This is a genomic window from Erwinia sp. 1181_3 (assembly GCF_052824965.1).
This window is the reverse complement of record NZ_VTDE01000002.1, coordinates 334,072-352,735: the sequence shown is the minus strand read 5'-3', so window position 1 is coordinate 352,735 and position 18,664 is coordinate 334,072. Positions and strand designations below refer to the sequence as shown.

The window sequence follows — 18,664 nt, the reverse complement described above, 5'->3', positions numbered from 1 at the left end:
TAATCGTGCAATATCAAGATCAATCGTGAAGGGGGAACCGTGCTTTCCAGTCAGCGTAAACAGCAGATCCTGGCCATGCTCGATCGCGAAAAGCAGGTGCTTTCGCGTGAACTGAGCCAGTATTTTTCCGTATCAGAAGACTCTATTCGTAGGGATTTGAGAGAGTTAGCGGCAGAAGGGTTGCTGCAACGCGTTCACGGCGGTGCGCTGCCGGTGTCTGCCGCGATTGCCCCCTTCGAAACGAGAAAAAGCGTGCAGATGGCGTCCAAACGTCGGGTGGCGGAGAAAGCGGCCGCATTGATCCAGCCCGGTCAGGTGGTGATGATCGACGGTGGCACGACCACGGCTGAGATGATCACGTTGCTGCCGAGGGATCGGGCTTTTACCGTGGTCACGCACAGTCCGGGCGTTGCGGTCGGGCTGGTGGATTATCCGTTGATTGAGGTGATTATCATTGGCGGGCAACTCTACAAGCATTCGGTGGTGACGGTCGGTGCGGCGATGATGGAAGGGATACGCCGCATCAATGCCGATCTGTTTTTTATGGGGGTGACCGGGGTACACAAAAGCGCCGGGCTGACCACGGGAAACTATGAAGAGGCCTGCGTAAAACGGGCGCTGGCAGAGCGGGCCGCGGAAACCGTGGTGCTGGTGTCACAGGAAAAACTGAACTCTGCCTCCGCCTTTGCCATCGGCGATCTCTCGCTGGCCAGCACGCTGGTGGTGGATGCGTGGCCCGACGAAGAGATGTGCCAGCTGCTGGAAAAACTGCACATCGCACTGGTTTGAGGATGACGTTACTCTTCCCGTACCACCATCATTTCGGTACGGCCGCGCAGGGTGATCCAGGTATACAGCACGTTAAACAGCACAATGCAGGCGGTGACGATAAACACCGCCCGAAAACCAAAGTGGGCTGAGACGGTCGCACCCATCAGCGGCCCGGTGACGTTGCCAATATCGCGGAATGACTGGTTGTAGCTGAACACGCGCCCGGCCACCTGGTTGCTGGCGTTATAAATCAGCAGAGACTGTACGGCGGGAAGCAGTGCGCCATCGGCGGCGCCGAGCAGGAAACGCAGAATCCCCAGCTGCCACGCATTCTGCACAAACGCCATCGGGATCAGCAACAGTACGGACAGCATCAGCATGGTGATCAAAATGCGCTCAGGGCCGATGCGGTCGCCCAGTTTGCCGAGCCGGGGCGCGCTCATTAGCGCCGCGACGCCCGGCACCGAGGCGATCATCCCGCTGATAAAGGCCAGGTTAGAGACATGTCCCGCCAGCTCACGCACATACAGTGTGAGGATCGGCGCAATGGAGCCGGTGGCGACCTGAATAATCAGCGTGGTGACAAATAACGCCAGCACCAGGCGCGGGTTTTTCAGCGAGCTCAGCACCTGGCGGGCGTGCAGCATGTCTTTTTTCTGCACCGGAATAAAACTTTCGCGTACGCAGAACAGCGTCATCATAAAGCAGGTAAACAGCACGCCTGCCGTGATAAAGAACACCGGGCGCAGACCAAAGCTGTCGGCCAGCAGGCCGCCAATCAGCGGGCCAATCAGTGCGCCACTGACCGCACCGGTGGAGAGCCAGCCCAGCGCCCAGCCGGTTTTACCGCGCGGGACCTGGGTAGCGATCAGCGCATTGGCATTAGGAACAAATCCCCCCAGCAAACCGAGCAGGGCACGCAGCGCCAGAAATTGCCAGATAGAGGTTGCCATCCCCATCAACATCATCACTATGGCCATCCCGAGTGCCGAACGCAGCAGCATGATTTTTCGTCCTTTGCGGTCGGCCAGTCCGCCCCAGAAGGGGGAGGCAATCGCGGAAAAAAGGAACGTAATGCTGAAGACCAGTCCTGACCAGAGATTCAGTGCCTGTGGATCGGTGATGCCCAGTTGCTCCACGTAGAGCGGCAGAAAGGGCATCACCAGGCTGAATCCTGCTCCCGTCAGAAAACAGCCTATCCAGGTCACGAACAGATTTCTTTGCCAGTTGATGGCGGCAGCGGGGGTAGCGGGCGTGGACATAAAATAAAGGGTCACCTTTTGAACTATTAGCTCACCAAGTATACGCGTTTATCCTGCTGCTAACCGACGTGCGATCAAAAAAAATGAAAAACTGTTTCAAATACTGGAACAGGCCGGATCGGCGACCCGTTAGTTGTCGTAAAAAGAGGGTTGCCCTTCAGGACGGGTCTTAAAGCGGCGATGCAGCCACATATACTGTTCGGGGGCCATTAAGACGGCGTGCTCAATAATCTGGTTCATATGTATGGCAGTGGTGCGTTCATCGTCCAGCGGAATGGCGGAGGTCTGCTCTGGCAGGATCACCATTTCATAGCCTTTGCCAGAAGGCAGACGTCGTGGAACAAAAGGGATCACCGCCGGGTTGCCGCTGCGGATCAGCAGGTAACTTCCCTTGGTGGTGGCGGCCTCGTCTACGGCGAACAGCGGCACGAACACACTGCTTTTGGGACCGTAGTCATGGTCAGGAGCATACCAGATGATATCGCCGTTCTTCAGGGCGCGGATCATCCCTTTCAGGTCTTTACGGTCAAGCATGCTTTTATTGGAACGCATCCGTCCCCAGGTCTGTAACCAGTCGATCAGGGGGTTATCATTGGGCCGATAAACGCCAATTCCCGGATTATAAATGCCAAAAATGCGCGCACCCAGCTCCAGCGTCAGAAAGTGCAGGCCAATCAGCAGCACGCCTTTTCCATCCGTTTTCGCCTTCTGGATGTGCTCCAGCCCGCTAACGCTGAACCATTTTTTGATGCGCCAGTCGGGCCAGAACCAGGCCATGCCAGTTTCGATCAGACCCATGCCCAGTGACTCAAAGTTACAGATGACCAGCGCTTCGCGTTCGGCATTCGGCATCTGCGGGAAGCACAGTTCAAGGTTACGTCTGGCAATGGTCACCCGGGATTTCAGGAAGCGCATTGAGACTCTTCCCAGGCCACAACCAATGAAGTACAGCACCGGGTAGGGCAACAAAACCAGCAAATACAGCAGGATAATCCCTGACCAGGTAAACCAATAACGGGGATGCAGCAATGTGCGATTGAAGTGGGGAAGCTGTGTCATGAGTGTCCGGATCGCAAGTAAATTAGAGTAATTATGAATAGGTATAAAAGTTTAATTATGGCTAATTGTGCGATTTACAACGAGATATTTTACATTATCTGTAGATTGCTGTGATGAAAAAGGGCTGTGACTAAGGACAATCCACCATGCCTCAGGTATGATAGCGCCGCAAATTTTTCCTCTCTTTGAATGCAGGAACGTACACCATGCCAGTGTTACATAACCTTGTTTCCAATGAAGAGCTGAAGGCGCGCATGTTGGCCGAAACCGAACCGCGTACCACAGTCTCTTTTTATAAGTACTTCACTATTGACGATCCGCGCGCGTTCCGCGACGCCCTGTATGTCACCCTGACAAAGCTGAAAGTGTTTGGCCGCGTTTATGTGGCGGCAGAAGGCATTAACGCGCAGGTCAGCGTCCCGGCCAGCCAGTATGAGCAGATGAAAGCCGCGCTGTACGGCTTCCACCCGGCGCTGAACGATCTGCGAATGAACATTGCGCTGGACGACGACGGTAAATCTTTCTGGGTGCTGCGCCTGAAAGTGCGCGAGCGCATTGTCGCTGATGGCATCACGGATGACAGTTTTGATGCCAGCGATGTCGGTGCTTATCTGAAAGCCGCCGAAGTGAATGCGATGCTGGACGATCCACAGGCAGTATTTGTCGATATGCGTAACCACTATGAGTACGAAGTGGGGCATTTTGACAACGCGCTGGAAATTCCGGCGGACACCTTCCGTGATCAGCTGCCGATGGCGGTGGACATGTTGCAGCAGGACAAAGACAAAAAAATTGTCATGTACTGCACCGGCGGCATCCGCTGTGAGAAAGCCAGTGCCTGGATGCGTCACAACGGCTATGAAAATGTGTACCACATTGAAGGCGGGATTATCGAATATGCCCGTCGTGCCCGTGAACAGGGGTTACCGGTGCGTTTTAAAGGCAAAAATTTTGTCTTTGATGAACGTATGGGGGAGCGAATTTCCGAGGATGTTATTGCGAACTGCCACCAGTGCGGTGAGCCTTGTGATACCCACGTCAACTGCCTGAACGATGGCTGCCATCTGCTGTTTATTCAGTGTCCGAGCTGCGCTGAGAAGTTTAATCACTGCTGTAGCCCAATCTGTATGGAAGAGCTGGCGTTATCGCCGGAAGAGCAGCGTGCCCGCCGTGCGGGTCGTGAGAACGGTAATAAGATTTTCAACAAGTCCCGTGGCCTGTTGAGTACCACGATGCACATCCCTTCGCCTGAAGAGTAACCGGGTGTATCGACCTCTCACCGGGCGATGTTCCGGTGAGAGGCCAGTCTGGCGTTACTGACGCACGCCTTCGACAGAAATAATCAGCTCAACGTCCTGCGATGCCGGGCCTAAATCGGATTTAACATTGAAATCTTTCAGGGCAATGGTCCCGGTGGCTTCAAAGCCTGCACGGTAGCCGCCCCATGGATCTTTCCCTTCGCCGGTCAGCTTCGCAGCCAGTTTCACCGGTTTGGTCACGCCGTTCAGTGTCAGATTACCGTTCACGGCCAGGCCTTCACCCTGTTTCTCTACGCCCGTTGAAACGAACGTTGCCTGCGGGAATTTGCTGGCATTCAGGAAGTCAGCGCTGCGCAGGTGTTTATCGCGTTCGGCGTGGTTGGTGTCCACGCTGCCGGTATTAATGGTGACATTGACTTTGTCTTTCGCCGGATCGGCCTCATCAAAGGTAAAGCTACCATCGAAATCTTTAAACGTACCGTACAGCCAGCTGTAGCCCAGATGCTTGATGCGGAACTGGACAAAGGCATGCTGTCCTTCTTTATCAATTTTATAATCTGCGGCGCTGGCGGTGCCTGCGGTCATCAGCAGTGCGGCAGTCGTTAAACCCAGAATACTTTTCTTCAGCATGGTGTTCTCCATTCCTGTTAGTTAGTCGATGCGGTGACCCAGCATCCTTTTCAACGTAATATCGCGATCGATAAAGTGGTGTTTCAGTGCGGCCAGCGCGTGCAGCCCGGAGAGGATCACCACGCTCCATGCCAGCCAGAGATGGATATCACCGGCCAGGTCGGCCTGTTCACCCAGCCCGGAGAAGAGCGCGGGCACCGGCAGCACGCCAAAGACATCAATAGGTTTACCTTCGGCAGTTGAGATCAGATAGCCACTGACTAAAATGGCAAACAGAATGCCGTAAAGCAGAAGATGGGCGGCGACGGCGCTGTAACGCACCAGCGGCGTATAACTGCTGAGAGGTTTAGGGGGCGGCGAAACAAAACGCCACACCACGCGCACCAGCATCACAACAAACAGCACCATACCGATACTTTTGTGCAACTCCGGCGCTTTGTGATACCAGGTATCATAATAGCCCTGGGTGACCATCCACAGACCAAGTGCAAACATACCGTAAACGGTACCCGCCACCAGCCAGTGCATAGCAATACTCAGTGAGCCATAACGCAACACGCTATTTTTCAATTGCATTGAGAGACCCGTTTGTCAGAATTTTCAATAAGACTGACCAGATGTAAGGGCAAAATCAACAAATAATTTTACTGGTTTTAAAATTCACTCATAGCGTGAAATATTTTGAACAAAATATTGAATCATGCGCAGTAATTCAGAAGGCATAGAGGGGGGGTGGCTCTGTCTGGCTTATTGTTGGCGCTTTGACGGCAGTTTGATGAAAGTATGATGTTCTGATTTTTTGCTGTTTAATTAAGGTAATGTCAATTTTTTGTCACGTTATGTCAATATCAGGCAGGGTTTAATCGTTATGAAAATTAATGCATTGCCAGAGGTAATTATCCCCTATTTGAAGCGATCATCTCACCCAAAGTCACAGGGGGAGTGCCTGTGATTGAAATTTATCATTAAGCCAGTGAATATCGCTCTTAACTTGAATTTTTGCGAGATATTGTCTACCGTAAAGACGTGTCAGTAACGTTCACTATAAAATTTACCGTTAATTACCATTCTTAATTTGCTGCGTTATAGCTTTCTTCCTCTTCACTATTTTCCATTTTATGTCAGGCGACGAAAGCTATGAGGCTGCTCATTGATAGTCACACCGGGAGCATACAATGGGTCACACATCAGAGGGGCAACAGCCCCGAAAAAAACATTTCTGGAATAAAGATAAGTCCGCTAAACCGGCGTTGAGTGTCGACGATATTACCATTGTCGATAAATCGATGCTGAAGCGGGCAGTCGGGGCTGCGGCTCTTGGCAATGCCATGGAGTGGTTCGACTTTGGGGTATACAGCTTTCTGGCTGTGACCATCGGTAAGGTCTTTTTCCCTGGCGGTAGCCCGGCGGCACAGCTGCTGGCGACGTTTGGTGCCTTTGCCGCCGCGTTTCTGGTGCGTCCGATCGGTGGGCTGGTGTTTGGTCCGCTGGGCGATCGTATTGGCCGCCAGAAGGTGCTGGCCCTGACGATGATCATGATGTCGATCGGTACCTTCTGTATTGGCCTGATCCCCGGTTATCACACCATTGGTATTATGGCTCCGGTGCTGCTGCTGCTGGCGCGTCTGTTGCAGGGATTCTCGACGGGCGGTGAATATGGCGGAGCGGCAACGTTTATTGCCGAGTATTCTACCGATAAGCAGCGTGGGTTTATGGGGAGCTGGCTGGAGTTTGGTACGCTCGGCGGCTACCTGTTGGGCGCAGGTCTGGTGACCGGACTGACCGCGGCAATGCCGGAACAGGCGCTCCTGGACTGGGGATGGCGTATTCCCTTCTTTATTGCTGCGCCCCTGGGGCTGTTTGGCCTGTATATCCGCCTTAAGCTGGAAGAGACGCCGGCTTTCCAGAAGCATATGGAGAAACAGGAGCAGCTGGAACATAGCAAACCCCGCCTTAACCTGTGGCAGATGTTGAAAAAGTATCGCGCGGCGATGCTGAAGTGTATTGGGCTGGTGCTGCTGTTTAACGTCTCGAACTATATGATGACGTCTTACATGCCGAGCTACCTGACCGGGATCCTCGGCCTGAGTGAGCTGAGTTCGTTGCTGCTGATTATGGTGGTGATGTTCGTCATGATGCCGCTGACGCTGTTCTGGGGGCACTGGAACGATCGTCTGGGCCGCCGTCCAGTGATCTGGGGCGGGGCAGTCGCGCTGATCCTGCTGGCGGTGCCGTGCATGATGCTGATCGGCACCGGAAACCTGTGGCTGGTGTTCCTCGGCCTGATGATCCTGGGCGTGATTCACACCTGTTTCAGCGGGTCGATGCCTGCCACCTTACCGGCGCTGTTTTCCACCGATATTCGTTACAGTGCGCTTGCGATAGGTTTTAACCTGTCGGTGTCGCTGTTTGGCGGCACCACACCGCTGATCACCACCTGGCTGGTGGAGAAAACCGGTAACTTACTGATGCCTGCTTACTATCTGATGGGCGCGGGGATTATCGGGGTGATCACGGTCTTCACCCTGCGTGAAACGGCACGCAAGCCACTACGAGGATCGGCGCCGTCGGTTGGCAGCCGTGCAGAAGCGCAGCGTCTGGTGGATAAACTGCGTTTGCGCGGGAAGAAAACCTCTGCGGCTACAGAGAAGTAAATTCCTCATCTGAAAATACACAAACTCAGATAATAAATCGTAAAAATACGGGGACCGGGTTACCGGTTCGCGTATTTTTTTTATGAAAATTTCTGGTTAAGTTGTCCTTCGCACATTTTATGTTCAACGTAAACAGGCTAAGGACAGCATATGGCAAAGGGCTATTTTCTTCGCGTGGGCGATAAAACCAGCTGCGGTGGGGAAGTACTGAGCGGTCACTCGACCGTCTTTCTGCGTGGCGCGGAGCTTCCGCGGGAGGGCAGTCTGGTCTCCTGCGGTAAGAACCCCGGTATGACGTACAGCATCATCAGCGGGCCGGGCAAAATCAGGGTGGGCGGGATGCCGCTGGCCGGTACGCTCGACAGCGTCAGTTCCTGCCCCTGCGGGGCCACGTTTATTTCCTCGATTCCTGACGGTTACGGCAAAGAACCCGCCAGCGTAACGCAGCGCAAGCCAGAGCCGATTGAACTCTCCCTGTTCGCCCCCTCTCAGGCAGACGTACCGCAACAACACGCCCAGTCCGCGAAGATAAAGCGGCGCGAAATCACGCTGACGATCGGGGTGTTTTTTGATGGGACGGGGAATAATGCGGATAACAGTGCTGACCGTCAGAATGCCTGTGCAGGCGAGCATTATGGCATGAGTGACGGGGATGCCGAATCTACGTTATCTCAGTGCATAAGGCTGAAACGGAGTCATAGCGGTATTGCCGCAGGAAGTTATCTTGGTTATTACACCAATGTGTATTGGCTGAATAGGTTGTATAAGGAAAATATAGCAGCTGATACAGGTTATGGACAAAATGCCATTTATATTGAAGGGATTGGTACAGAAAGCGGGCAGGGAGACAGTTCTTACGGTATGGGAACGGGCAGGGGGAATACCGGCATAGTGAGTAAAACGGATAAAGCCGTCGCCGCGCTGGTTGCTGCTATTAAAAGCTATTTAAATAAGCCCTCCCAATCCAGCATTGGCATCGTCAGGGAGTTACAGTTTGATATCTTCGGTTTTAGCCGGGGGGCAGCGGCGGCACGGCATTTTTCCAACCGGGTGTTCGAGCAGGATGATGCCATTGTGGCAGCGATTAAAGCCGGATTAGGTGAGGTTAAGTTCAATGGCACGCCCGGCGGCAAAACCCGCTTCCTGGGGATATTCGATACCGTTGCGGGGATTGGTTCGCCGGTGAATGGCTTTAACCCGCACAGTGCGGATACCGGAGAGGTGAATATTGTGCTGCGCCCCGGCGTGGCGGAGAAGGTGTTCCATATCACCGCACAGCATGAGTGCCGCTTTAACTTTGCGCTGAACAGCGTAAAACCTGCGTGGCCGGAGCTGGTGTTGCCCGGGGCGCACTCGGATATTGGCGGCGGGTATAATCCTGACGAGCACGAAGCCTGTTTCCTCACCCGCCCACAGTTTGAAACCGTACCGGCTTCGACTTCCGATAAGGAAACCGCAACATATCGTCTTGCCGGGGCACAGTTTGGGATCATGACGCGTTATCCGGCCATAGCGCCGCTGCTTGAGGGTAACGTGATTAAACTCAGAGCCTGGCATGACGACCGAATGCCCACCGACCGATATGGTATGCTGCAAAAACGCAGTGCTGCTGCGCTAATTCTTGAGCGCCCCACGCGCAATGACTGGTCAAAAGTGGTACTGCGGGTGATGATTGATGCCGCGCAGGATGCGGGAGTGGTGTTCGAGCCCATACTGCCTAAAGATGACAACCTTTCATTACCGACCGAACTAAAAGTGTTGTATAAAAAAGCCATTGTGATGGGCCGCGCCGTCCGCAATGGTCAATCGGTCAGCGAGTTTACCACCGCGGAAATTACTGCGCTGGCGGGAAAATACCTTCACTGCTCAGCCAACTGGAACAGCGTGATACGGGACAGTCAGGGAAGGATCACCGGGGCGGTGAAGCCTGCGAAGCTGGTGACCTTTACCAACCGGCCGGATGAACGCTGGCAACGGACGATTTACGATATGGACGGGAACAGAATATGGAAATAAAACAGATCGCTGTGCTGCTTTCACTACTGACGTTGACGGCCTGCCAGGGGGCAGACCAGGCCAACAAGACGACTCAAGACCCGGAGCCTACAGAGTGGAAATTTAACTTTTTTACACCCAAAGCGTTGCCTGCCCTGGTGACGTTTGTCGTAGTCCAGGATGCCGCCGGTACGGTTTACCAGTTTAATACGCTTAACAGCACCCCAGATATGGATGATGTTATCGATGAGTGGAACGACAGTTCGCGGGCACCAGGTGGACACTGGAATCACGTTGAAAAACCTCCTAAGCATATGATTTTTTGCTGGGATTCGGTGATTGATAAAAAGGTCTATGAAACCCATCTGACTTTTCCCTGGGATGTGGTGGATAAAATGCGTAAACCCAGCGTATACAAGGATTATCTTGGCAAGGCTGCGTATTACGACAGCGTACAGATGGGGTTAGCCCCCGGAGGAAAGGTGGCCGTCTGGGTAAATGGTATCCGTTTCGAACATAACTACCGTATAACGCCGTCAGTGCTGAAGACGTTATCCGGGGATAAATTAGATATTTGCAAAGGGATAACTAATTTTTCAAACGGTTATGAATACGGAGAAAATACAAAAGAATTTATTAAGGACAAAGTGTATCCGTATGGTGTCTGGTAATTTTTAGCGCAAGGACGGGAACAGAATATGGAAATAAAACGTATTGCCGGGCTGCTTTCATTACTGACGTTGACGGCCTGCCAGGGGGCAGGACAACCCAACAAGGCGACTCAAAACACGGAACCAACGGAGTGGAAATTTAATTTTTTCACGCCTAGAGCACTGCCTGCACGAGTAACGTTCGTCGCCATCCTTGATATGGGCGGTATTGATTATCGTTTTAATACTCTCGACAGTACCAAAGCGCTGTATGACGTGACGGATGAGTGGAACGACAGTGCGCGTGCACTTTACGGGTACTGGAATCATGTACAGCATCCTCCCCGGCATATTTTATTCTGTTGGGACTCGGTGATTGATAAAAAGGTGTATGAAACTCATCTGACATTGTCCGATGAGATAGTGGATAAAATGCGTAAGCCCAGCACACATAAAGACTATCAGGGAAAGACCCGGTATCACGACAGTATCCAGATAGGGCTGGCCCCTGAAGGAAAAATCGCGGTCTGGATTAATGGCATAGGATTTGAGCCTAATTATCGTGTCACCCCGTCCGTCCTGAAAACGCTCTCCGGGAATAAGTTAGATATTTGTAAAGGGATAACTAATTTTTCAAACGGTTATGAATACGGAGAAAATACAAAAGAATTTATCAAGGACAAAGTGTATCCGTATGGTGTCTGGTAGTTTTTAGAACAGAGATGGGAACAGACGTCGCTATCCTGACGGCCTGCCAGGGGGCAGGCCAGTCCAGTAAGACGACTAAAACACGCAACCCAAAGCAGGGGCCTTGAATCCGTGACTACTGAAAGCGCTTCAGCGCGAACGGCGTTAAATCAAAGTCGCTGCTTTTCCCCTGGGCGAACTGGGTGGCAATTTCTCCCAGTACGCTGGCGAATTTAAAACCGTGGCCGCTTAAACCGGTGATCAGCATGCGGTTCGGCTCACCGGGGAAGGTATCAATAATAAAGTCTTCATCCGCGGTGTTGTCATAGGTGCAGGCTTCCCCGCGCAGACATACGCCAACGCCTGGCAGGAAGGTGCGCATAAAGTTAAACAGCTCACTGCCGTCTTCCGCTACGCTGCCAAAAGGTTTACGTCCATCCGGCGTATCAATGGGCTGCCCGCCTTCATGTTTACCGATTTTGATGGCGTTATTATCGGCGGGGAAACCGTAGTAGTGGATGCCGTCCGGCATCTCGACGGTAAATGCCGGGAACTTATTGTCCTCGCTGTAGCGACCGTCGGCCTGATGCCACGCAAACACTTTTCGTACCGGGGTGACCGGCAGGGAAGGGTAAAGGGTTTTCACCCAGGTTCCGGCGCTGATCAGCAGTTTGTGCGCACGGTAAACGCCGTCCGAGGTGGTGACCGCTTGCAGGCCGTCCTCGGTTGCAATCTGTGTGACGCCGCAGTTGAAAAGTTGGGCGCAGCCGGCATCCTTCGCCATACGGATCCAGCTCTTAACGGCAACCTCTGATTTCAGGTAGCCCGACTGTGGTTCAAACACGCCGATATACCCATCGGGTACGTTGATCTGCGGCCAGCGCTGACGGACCTCTGCTTCGTTCAGGATCTGTACGTTTAATGCAAACTGTTCTGCGCTCTGGATAACATTCTGAATAAATTCGGAGCGGTGTGGGGCAAGATTCAGTACGCCGCTGCGCTGCATGACGCGCTCGCCGCTCTGTTGTTCCAGTTGATCCCACAGCTGTTGGGCGCGCAGAACCATTGGGACATAGCGAGCACCTTCACCGTAGGCATGGCGGATAAGGCGGCTTTCACCATGATGGCTGCCTTCCCTGTGTGGCGGATGATGACGGTCAATCATCAGTACTTTCAGACCCGCCTGCGTGGCATACCAGCCGGTGGCAGCACCGACGGAGCCACTGCCCACCACAATTAAATCGTAAACCATCAGTATCAGCCTCTGTTAATCAAGCAATTGAAGCAGAATAGCAAATATGGCAGGCATGAAAAAGGCACCCTGTTGGGTGCCCTGGGAAACAAGATTCAGTTGCAGATTAGTGCTTCTTGTAATCACGGTCCTGGTATTCGGTGGCTTCTATTTTGGCAATGCCAGCTTCAAGAATGGAAATAAATTGTCTTGCAACATCAGTTGTCAGCCAGTAGGTCTGACCGACTTCAGCATCTTCTGCCGGTTGATGATCGGAAGAGAGCGAGTGCAGACGGATCATCATGGCATCATAGCTGTCTACGGTACTGATATCCCATCCGATGAGGGGATGTGTCTGGATGACCTCTTTGTTTCTGTCCATTATAACCCCCTATTACTCGTGAAAGATGACAACGAAGTGTTTTATCGAGGTTCAATGCGGCTTTTTTTCTTAGAGCTTTCTAATTATAACAGGAGTTTTTTTGTTCGCAGACTTAAATTTCGTTCTGCGTAAAAATCAGGCGCTATTCGCACGCTAATTAAGCATCGCAGGGTGGAAAATAATCACCCTGCTGATGAATGGCAGCATTATTTCAGGTGTGATAATACAGGTTATATTTAAGACACATCCGGTATTATCGGTAACACACCCAGGCGTTTTTCCAGTTCCCCGGCCAGACGGATGAAATGCTGCTGGAGCTGTTCATCGTAGTTCTGGTTCTGTCCTTCAAGCTTTAAACTGTGTATTAACAGTTGGTTAGCTTTGTCATCAAGACAGAAAGAGAGGGTGGAAAAGGCATTTTCTAATACTGTCAGACGGCGTTGCTGTTCACCAATCATCGCCAGCAGTTCGCCAAACGTCATTGCCTCATCTGGATTATCGGCAGCCATAGGAAAAACCTCAGTAATAAATGTCAGCCTCAGAATAAGATATTCTACCCGAGCCGTCTATCTGCGTTCAGCGGTAAGACGCGCACATAAAAAAGCCGGATGGCGTATCCGGCAAAAACGGCACAATCATTATGGAATCGAGTGGGAATAGCGGTATTGTCTGACATCACAACCGCATTAACTCAGGCGATAAACCAGTCGTCAGCGCTTTCCCAGGTTTCCTGTAAAATATCGGTGATCTGATCTTTGGCTTCTTTTCCGCCGCCCATCACCGTCAGATTATTGGCTCCGGCATAGCGTACCGATATGGTATTGGTGCCATCTGGAAACTGTTTGTCGATTCGCTTGCTGAGTTCCTGCGTCAGCGCATCAATAGCGCCTGCAGGCAGGGACGTGGTTTTTGCTACAGTGACTTCAATACGCATGATAGCCTCCGGTTGAATTACTGTGAATATATACAGTAATTCAACCGTGCGCAATCATTATCGCGCATTGCCCAAGGGAGGGCGCGCGATTAAATGTCGACCTTCCAATTGAGGGTTTCACCCGCCAGGAACGGGACCAGGGTGTGGCCGTCGCGGCCAACGGAGACGGATTCCGCCACGGTCCAGGGCTCACGAACCAGTGTCACGGTGCCTTGATTCAGCGGCAGGCCGTAGAAACGTGGGCCATTTTCGGAGCAGAAGGCTTCAAAGTGGGCCAGGGCGCCAATCTCTTCGAATACCGTGGCATAGGCGGAGAGCATTGAGGGGGCGTTAAATACCCCGGCACAGCCGCAGCTGGTTTCTTTACGATCGCGGGTATGCGGCGCCGTATCGGTGCCCAGGAAGAATCGGTCGTGACCGCTTGCCACCGCGTCACGCAGTGCCTGCTGGTGAATGTTGCGCTTCAGGATGGGCAGGCAGTAGAGATGCGGGCGAATACCGCCCACCAGCATATGGTTGCGGTTAAACATCAGATGCTGAGGGGTGATGGTGGCACCAAGGAAACGATTGCCTTCCAGCACATACGCGGCCGCTTCTTTGGTGGTGATGTGTTCACACACCACTTTCAGCTCCGGAAATTGCAGGCGCAGCGGGTGCAGCACAGTCTCAATAAAACGCGCTTCACGGTCAAAAATATCGATATGCGCATCGGTGACTTCACCGTGGATCAGCAGCGGCATGCCAATTTTCTGCATACGCTCCAGCACCGGGGCAATGGACGCAATGCTGGTCACGCCGTGCGCAGAGTTGGTGGTGGCGTGCGCTGGATAGAGTTTTGCGGCGGTAAACACGCCTTCAGTGAAGCCGGTTTCGATCTCATCCGGGTCCAGACCGTCGGTCAGATAGCAGGTCATCAGCGGGGTAAAATGATGCCCGGCAGGAACGGCAGCAAGAATGCGGTCACGGTAGGCACGGGCGGCAGCAACGCTGCTGACGGGTGGCACCAGGTTTGGCATCACAATGGCGCGTCCACACACCTCACTGGTAAACGGCACGACCGCCTCCAGCATATCACCATCACGCAGGTGGATGTGCCAGTCGTCAGGGCGGCGAATAATCAATTGCTGAGGTTGTGTGGTCATGCGATGTGCTCCGGCAGAGTGGGAAAAGGGCAGGTTTTGGCCGGGTACAAAGGATAGGGATAAAACGGGGGGAATGCACCAGGTTTATGCGCGCCGGGATAAAAAACGGTACGGGCAGACCGTACCGCCTTGTTCTGTCAGTCAGTAAATGGGATCACCAGTTCACCGGGTTTTACTTCCAGCCCTTTGGCAAAGCGTTTCGCCAGCGATTCCGCTTTGCTGCGGTCTGTGCTTAATACATAAGCCGGTTTCTGATTAAAGTAATTCTTCAACGACTCGTTAAGATACGGTGTCAGGGTTTTCAATACGCCTGCCATTTTCTCCGGCTGCACTGTCACATCAACCAGTTCCATATCTTTCAGATAGATCGCGCCTTCCTGCTGATTAAACACGGGCTGTGCTTTCATCTTTAACATCATTTCTGCCTGCTGCGGGCCAAACAGGGAACTGATGTTGACGTTAGCTTTGCCGGTCAGGGTGATTTTGTTTGGTTCTTCACGGCCAATCTGACTGCTAAGATCGCTCAGCGTAATATGCGCATCGGCCAGCCCGGAGACACCAATATTCTTCTCGTAGTTGTTATGTTTCACCAGCGCCTGGTTAACTTCCTGCTCGCTGATGCTGTACTGGGCAATATCATTACAACCGCTGACCAAACCCGCTAACAGTAAAGCGCTCAGGCCAAAAAGTATTTTTTTCATGATGTTCCTCTGTTTTCAATCACCGGTCGATCCTACCGGAGCAGGGGGATAGCATGCACCACTCGCGCCTGCTCGTCACCAGGACAACGCTGAGAGAAACCGGGAAAAATGACAACGGAATGTGTCGGGCCGCCGTTTGACGGCCCGAACAGGTCAGGAAGCGGAAGAGGAAAGCAGGGTGATCTGGGTCTGTTTTGCCATATTGTCGCGGTAATCCGCCACGCGGGTTGGGTATTCTACCCCGGCCACCAGCGTCAGGGAACGCAGCAGCGGGAACAGGTGGATATCGTCCAGCGACAATTCACCGCTCACGGCATTCGGTTTAACAATCAACTTGTCGAGTTTACGCAGGTCATCATTGATGTTTTTAATCCAGCCTGCTGAATGTTCTCTCAGCTCAGCGAAATCACCGGCAACGGCCTGTTTTTTGTTTTTAAAATAGCTGCGTGCTTCCGGGGTCGCGAACTCGGCAAACGGGGCTTCTGCTACGCGCGGATACAGCAGTTTATTCACATAAGTGTGGACATGTCGCAGCCAGTCGCTGATCGCCGGATTGGTTTTACCGGTCAGCAGGGGATCATGATCCACCCGATCAATATACTGCACGATATCCAGACTTTCCGGCATGCAGCTACCGTCTTCTTTCATCAGAATCGGGGCCATTTTCTGGCCGATCAGACGGTTTGGCGTGGCTTCGTCATCGTTCATCATCACCACCAGTTCAACCGGAATATTTTTCAGGCCGAAGATCATGCGGGCTTTCACGCAGAACGGGCAGTGGTCATAAATATAGAGTTTCAAGCGGTTCCCCTTAAATTGGGATAAATGATGAGCACTCATCAACTATCTGAATGTACGAAGGAAGTATGGAAGAGAACCCGCCATAGGGCAAACCTGTCCCTGACATTCGTTGTTTTCTCCACAATTTTACGAATTTTTAATCGGCAGTGTTTTACCGGGGATTCGGATGGCGGTTATAGTAAAGCGATGGGGATAACGTGCTTTTTCGCCGATAAATCCCCCCCCCCCCGCAAACTTACACCCGGCCAGGGATTTCAGGAGAGAAGATGTTTGGCTACCGTACTGCTGCGCCGAAAGTGCGCCTGACGACCGATCGACTGGTGGTTCGTCTTGTCAATGAGCGTGATGCCTGGCGACTGGCTGACTACTATGCGGAAAATCGCGCGTTCCTGAAACCCTGGGAACCCGTGCGTGATGAAAGTCACTGTTATCCCTCCGGCTGGCAGGCGCGGCTCGGGCTGATTGCAGAAATGCAGAAGCAGGGCAGCGCATTCTATTTCGCAGTGATGGACCCGCAGGAAAATGAAGTGCGCGGTGTGGCCAACTTCAGCAACATTTTGCACGGGTCATTTCATGCCTGCTACCTCGGTTATTCGCTGGGGGAAAAATGGCAGGGGCAGGGGATGATGTTTGAGGCGTTGCAAAGCGTAATTCGTTATATGCAGCGGCAGCAGCGCATTCACCGTATTATGGCCAACTACATGCCACATAATCACCGTAGCGGCGGTTTACTGGCGCGCCTCGGCTTTGAAAAAGAGGGCTACGCCAAAGATTACCTTCTGATTGACGGGCGCTGGCAGGACCATGTTCTGACGGCGCTGACCTCCCACGAATGGACGCCGGACCGGCGCGGAGTGTAACCCCCAGATGATCAAAACCCCTTTTACCGCCGTTGAAGCGCGCGTCATCGGCAGCCTGTTGGAAAAACAGGTCACTACTCCGGATCAGTATCCGATGTCGCTTAACGGCGTCGTGACCGCCTGTAACCAGAAGTCCAACCGTGAGCCGGTGATGTCGCTGACCGATAGCGATGTACAGAACACCCTCGATTTGCTGGTGAAAAAACACCAACTGACGGCGTTGAACGGTTTTGGCAGCCGGGTAGTGAAGTATGAACAGCGTTTTTGTAACTCTGAGTTTGGTCAGTTGAAGTTTACTGCTGCCGAAGTGGCGGTGATCACAACACTGCTGCTGCGTGGCGCACAGACGCCGGGTGAGTTGCGCACCCGCACTACGCGTATGCATGATTTTGCCGATATATCCGAAGTGGAACAGACGCTGGAGCGGCTGGCACAGCGCGAATCCGGCGCACTGGTGGTGCGTCTGGCACGTGAACCGGGTAAACGCGAAAGCCGCTTTATGCATCTGTTTAGCGGTGATGTGGATGAAGGTTCACTGGCTGCCAGCCCTGTTAATGACCATGACAGCGGGCTGGAAGCGCGGGTGGCCTCCCTTGAACAACAGGTTGTGGCACTGCAACAGCAGCTTGCCCGGCTACTGGCCGTACAGGAGGCAGAATGAGTGCATTAAAAGTGGGGATCGTCGGTTTGGGCGGCATTGCGCAAAAAGCCTGGTTGCCGGTGCTGACGAAGACAGATGGCTGGCAGATTGCTGGCGCGTTCTCACCGAATCAGGAAAAGGCGCGCCCGGTCTGCGATAGCTATCGCATTCCCTTACTCAGCTCCCTTGACGATCTGGCGGCGGCCAGCGATGCCGTGTTTGTCCACAGCACCACTGCCAGCCACTATGCGATCGTCGATCGGCTGTTACGCGCCGGGGTGGATGTCTGCGTTGATAAACCTCTGGCGGCTACGCTGAGTGAGGCAGAGCGGCTGGTGGACCTGGCCGATAAGCGCGGACGCAAACTGATGGTGGCCTTTAACCGCCGTTTTGCACCACGCTACCTTCAGTTGAAGTCAGCGCTGTTGCAACCGGCGACGATACGTATGGATAAACACCGCAGTGATAGCGTGGGGCCACAGGATCTGTTTTTCACCTTGCTGGATGACTATTTGCATGTGGTCGACAGCGTGCTGTGGCTGGGTGGCGGGGAAGGAAAGTTGTTGAGTGGCACGTTGCAGACCAACGACAGTGGGCAGATGCTGTATGCCGAACACCACTTTAACGTGGCGGGTGTTCAGGTCACGACCAGTATGCATCGTCGTGCTGGCAGCCAGATGGAACGCGTGATGGCGGTGGACGAGGGGGCGGTCTATCAGGTCAGCGATATGCGTGACTGGCAGCAGGAGAAAGCAGGGCAGATCAGTATTGACCCCATCCCCGGCTGGCAGAGCACGCTGGAGCAGCGTGGTTTTGTCGGCGCAGCGCATCATTTTATCCGCTGCGTGGAAAATCAGACAATGCCGCAAATCAGCGGCGAGCAGGCGCTGCTGGCCCAGCGTATGGTCGAAAAATTATGGCGTGATGCCGAGCGGGAATAGGTTTACAACACAAACCCCGTAACAATCCACTGTGGTTATTTCCTTTCACTTCAGTAGACTATCCG

20 protein-coding genes are annotated in these 18,664 nt (G+C 53.1%); 9 read left to right on the top strand and 11 right to left on the bottom strand.

The features are described 5' to 3' along the window. Positions 1-39: 39 nt before the first annotated feature. Positions 40-789 (top strand): DeoR/GlpR family DNA-binding transcription regulator, encoded by a 750-nt coding sequence (locus FY046_RS06020; protein ID WP_159337089.1) that lies wholly within the window; start codon positions 40-42, stop codon positions 787-789. Between the two features lie 8 nt (positions 790-797). On the opposite strand, the gene mdtG is transcribed toward FY046_RS06020, so the two are convergent. Both mdtG and FY046_RS06010 read right to left on the bottom strand, forming a co-directional pair. Continuing rightward, a complete protein-coding gene (gene mdtG / locus FY046_RS06015; protein ID WP_167864378.1) occupies positions 798-2,033 on the bottom strand; it encodes a multidrug efflux MFS transporter MdtG in 1,236 nt (411 codons plus the stop codon). Between the two features lie 129 nt (positions 2,034-2,162). Then, complete coding sequence (locus FY046_RS06010; RefSeq protein WP_133840924.1) at positions 2,163-3,092, bottom strand: Kdo(2)-lipid IV(A) acyltransferase; 930 nt, start codon at positions 3,090-3,092, stop codon at positions 2,163-2,165. A gap of 206 nt (positions 3,093-3,298) precedes the next feature. Here FY046_RS06010 and trhO point away from each other — a divergent pair, with 206 nt between their 5' ends. Continuing rightward, a complete protein-coding gene (trhO, locus tag FY046_RS06005) occupies positions 3,299-4,351 on the top strand; it encodes an oxygen-dependent tRNA uridine(34) hydroxylase TrhO (protein WP_167864379.1) in 1,053 nt (350 codons plus the stop codon). A 54-nt stretch (positions 4,352-4,405) separates the two neighbouring features. Here trhO and FY046_RS06000 read toward each other — a convergent pair whose 3' ends face one another. Both FY046_RS06000 and FY046_RS05995 read right to left on the bottom strand, forming a co-directional pair. After that, a complete protein-coding gene (locus FY046_RS06000; protein ID WP_133840922.1) occupies positions 4,406-4,981 on the bottom strand; it encodes a YceI family protein in 576 nt (191 codons plus the stop codon). Positions 4,982-5,002: 21 nt separating this feature from the next. Continuing rightward, positions 5,003-5,557, bottom strand: coding sequence for a cytochrome b (locus tag FY046_RS05995; RefSeq protein ID WP_159337087.1), 555 nt, complete (start codon positions 5,555-5,557; stop codon positions 5,003-5,005). Between the two features lie 599 nt (positions 5,558-6,156). Between FY046_RS05995 and proP the strand changes: the two genes are divergently transcribed. From proP to FY046_RS05975, 4 genes are all read left to right on the top strand, one after another. Next, complete coding sequence (gene proP, locus FY046_RS05990; RefSeq protein WP_167864380.1) at positions 6,157-7,635, top strand: glycine betaine/L-proline transporter ProP; 1,479 nt, start codon at positions 6,157-6,159, stop codon at positions 7,633-7,635. 150 nt (positions 7,636-7,785) lie between these two features. After that, the gene (locus FY046_RS05985; RefSeq protein WP_446185867.1) at positions 7,786-9,651 is read left to right on the top strand and encodes a phospholipase effector Tle1 domain-containing protein; all 1,866 of its coding nucleotides are present in this window, start codon (positions 7,786-7,788) and stop codon (positions 9,649-9,651) included. After that, positions 9,642-10,301 carry a DUF2931 family protein gene (locus FY046_RS05980; RefSeq protein ID WP_167864381.1) on the top strand — a complete coding sequence of 220 codons (660 nt, stop codon included), beginning with the start codon at positions 9,642-9,644 and terminating at the stop codon, positions 10,299-10,301. Before FY046_RS05985 ends, FY046_RS05980 begins: the two co-directional genes overlap by 10 nt. A 27-nt stretch (positions 10,302-10,328) precedes the next feature. After that, a complete protein-coding gene (locus tag FY046_RS05975; protein ID WP_133842767.1) occupies positions 10,329-10,988 on the top strand; it encodes a DUF2931 family protein in 660 nt (219 codons plus the stop codon). Between the two features lie 115 nt (positions 10,989-11,103). Here the strand turns inward: FY046_RS05975 and solA are convergent, their stop codons facing one another. From solA to grxB, 7 genes are all read right to left on the bottom strand, one after another. After that, a complete protein-coding gene (gene solA / locus FY046_RS05970) occupies positions 11,104-12,219 on the bottom strand; it encodes an N-methyl-L-tryptophan oxidase (RefSeq protein WP_446185866.1) in 1,116 nt (371 codons plus the stop codon). A 106-nt stretch (positions 12,220-12,325) separates the two neighbouring features. Beyond that, the gene (gene bssS / locus FY046_RS05965) at positions 12,326-12,580 is read right to left on the bottom strand and encodes a biofilm formation regulator BssS (RefSeq protein ID WP_133842771.1); all 255 of its coding nucleotides are present in this window, start codon (positions 12,578-12,580) and stop codon (positions 12,326-12,328) included. 236 nt (positions 12,581-12,816) lie between these two features. Further along, entirely contained in the window at positions 12,817-13,089 is a 273-nt protein-coding gene (locus tag FY046_RS05960; protein ID WP_133842773.1) for a hypothetical protein, read from the bottom strand. Positions 13,090-13,271: 182 nt separating this feature from the next. Then, positions 13,272-13,514: a DNA damage-inducible protein I gene (gene dinI / locus FY046_RS05955; protein WP_133842775.1), complete on the bottom strand. Its 243-nt coding sequence runs from the start codon at positions 13,512-13,514 to the stop codon at positions 13,272-13,274. An 89-nt stretch (positions 13,515-13,603) separates the two neighbouring features. After that, positions 13,604-14,656, bottom strand: a complete 1,053-nt coding sequence (gene pyrC, locus FY046_RS05950; RefSeq protein WP_133842777.1) for a dihydroorotase — start codon at positions 14,654-14,656, stop codon at positions 13,604-13,606. Positions 14,657-14,793: 137 nt separating this feature from the next. After that, positions 14,794-15,357: a lipoprotein gene (locus FY046_RS05945; RefSeq protein ID WP_133842779.1), complete on the bottom strand. Its 564-nt coding sequence runs from the start codon at positions 15,355-15,357 to the stop codon at positions 14,794-14,796. Positions 15,358-15,510: 153 nt separating this feature from the next. Then, positions 15,511-16,158, bottom strand: a complete 648-nt coding sequence (gene grxB, locus FY046_RS05940) for a glutaredoxin 2 (RefSeq protein WP_133842781.1) — start codon at positions 16,156-16,158, stop codon at positions 15,511-15,513. Positions 16,159-16,424: 266 nt separating this feature from the next. Between grxB and rimJ the strand changes: the two genes are divergently transcribed. The 3 genes from rimJ to FY046_RS05925 are packed head-to-tail and all read left to right on the top strand — an operon-like array spanning position 16,425 to position 18,599. After that, positions 16,425-17,018 carry a ribosomal protein S5-alanine N-acetyltransferase gene (gene rimJ / locus FY046_RS05935; protein WP_133842783.1) on the top strand — a complete coding sequence of 198 codons (594 nt, stop codon included), beginning with the start codon at positions 16,425-16,427 and terminating at the stop codon, positions 17,016-17,018. Between the two features lie 10 nt (positions 17,019-17,028). Further along, on the top strand, positions 17,029-17,679 hold the full coding sequence (locus FY046_RS05930; protein WP_374760124.1) for a DUF480 domain-containing protein: 651 nt from the start codon (positions 17,029-17,031) through the stop codon (positions 17,677-17,679). Then, a complete protein-coding gene (locus tag FY046_RS05925; protein WP_133842787.1) occupies positions 17,676-18,599 on the top strand; it encodes a Gfo/Idh/MocA family protein in 924 nt (307 codons plus the stop codon). Before FY046_RS05930 ends, FY046_RS05925 begins: the two co-directional genes overlap by 4 nt. Positions 18,600-18,664 lie beyond the last annotated feature (65 nt).

What these genes read in the sequence shown, in the direction of transcription:
- solA (WP_446185866.1), bottom strand. Translation starts at nt 12,219, where the DNA reads ATGGTTTACGATTTAATTGTGGTGGGCAGTGGCTCCGTCGGTGCTGCC.
- FY046_RS05925 (WP_133842787.1), top strand. Translation starts at nt 17,676, where the DNA reads ATGAGTGCATTAAAAGTGGGGATCGTCGGTTTGGGCGGCATTGCGCAA.
- FY046_RS05960 (WP_133842773.1), bottom strand. Translation starts at nt 13,089, where the DNA reads ATGGCTGCCGATAATCCAGATGAGGCAATGACGTTTGGCGAACTGCTG.
- FY046_RS05975 (WP_133842767.1), top strand. Translation starts at nt 10,329, where the DNA reads ATGGAAATAAAACGTATTGCCGGGCTGCTTTCATTACTGACGTTGACG.
- dinI (WP_133842775.1), bottom strand. Translation starts at nt 13,514, where the DNA reads ATGCGTATTGAAGTCACTGTAGCAAAAACCACGTCCCTGCCTGCAGGC.
- FY046_RS05985 (WP_446185867.1), top strand. Translation starts at nt 7,786, where the DNA reads ATGGCAAAGGGCTATTTTCTTCGCGTGGGCGATAAAACCAGCTGCGGT.
- bssS (WP_133842771.1), bottom strand. Translation starts at nt 12,580, where the DNA reads ATGGACAGAAACAAAGAGGTCATCCAGACACATCCCCTCATCGGATGG.
- trhO (WP_167864379.1), top strand. Translation starts at nt 3,299, where the DNA reads ATGCCAGTGTTACATAACCTTGTTTCCAATGAAGAGCTGAAGGCGCGC.
- FY046_RS06010 (WP_133840924.1), bottom strand. Translation starts at nt 3,092, where the DNA reads ATGACACAGCTTCCCCACTTCAATCGCACATTGCTGCATCCCCGTTAT.
- FY046_RS06000 (WP_133840922.1), bottom strand. Translation starts at nt 4,981, where the DNA reads ATGCTGAAGAAAAGTATTCTGGGTTTAACGACTGCCGCACTGCTGATG.
- pyrC (WP_133842777.1), bottom strand. Translation starts at nt 14,656, where the DNA reads ATGACCACACAACCTCAGCAATTGATTATTCGCCGCCCTGACGACTGG.
- mdtG (WP_167864378.1), bottom strand. Translation starts at nt 2,033, where the DNA reads ATGTCCACGCCCGCTACCCCCGCTGCCGCCATCAACTGGCAAAGAAAT.
- FY046_RS05980 (WP_167864381.1), top strand. Translation starts at nt 9,642, where the DNA reads ATGGAAATAAAACAGATCGCTGTGCTGCTTTCACTACTGACGTTGACG.
- proP (WP_167864380.1), top strand. Translation starts at nt 6,157, where the DNA reads ATGGGTCACACATCAGAGGGGCAACAGCCCCGAAAAAAACATTTCTGG.
- rimJ (WP_133842783.1), top strand. Translation starts at nt 16,425, where the DNA reads ATGTTTGGCTACCGTACTGCTGCGCCGAAAGTGCGCCTGACGACCGAT.
- FY046_RS05945 (WP_133842779.1), bottom strand. Translation starts at nt 15,357, where the DNA reads ATGAAAAAAATACTTTTTGGCCTGAGCGCTTTACTGTTAGCGGGTTTG.
- FY046_RS05995 (WP_159337087.1), bottom strand. Translation starts at nt 5,557, where the DNA reads ATGCAATTGAAAAATAGCGTGTTGCGTTATGGCTCACTGAGTATTGCT.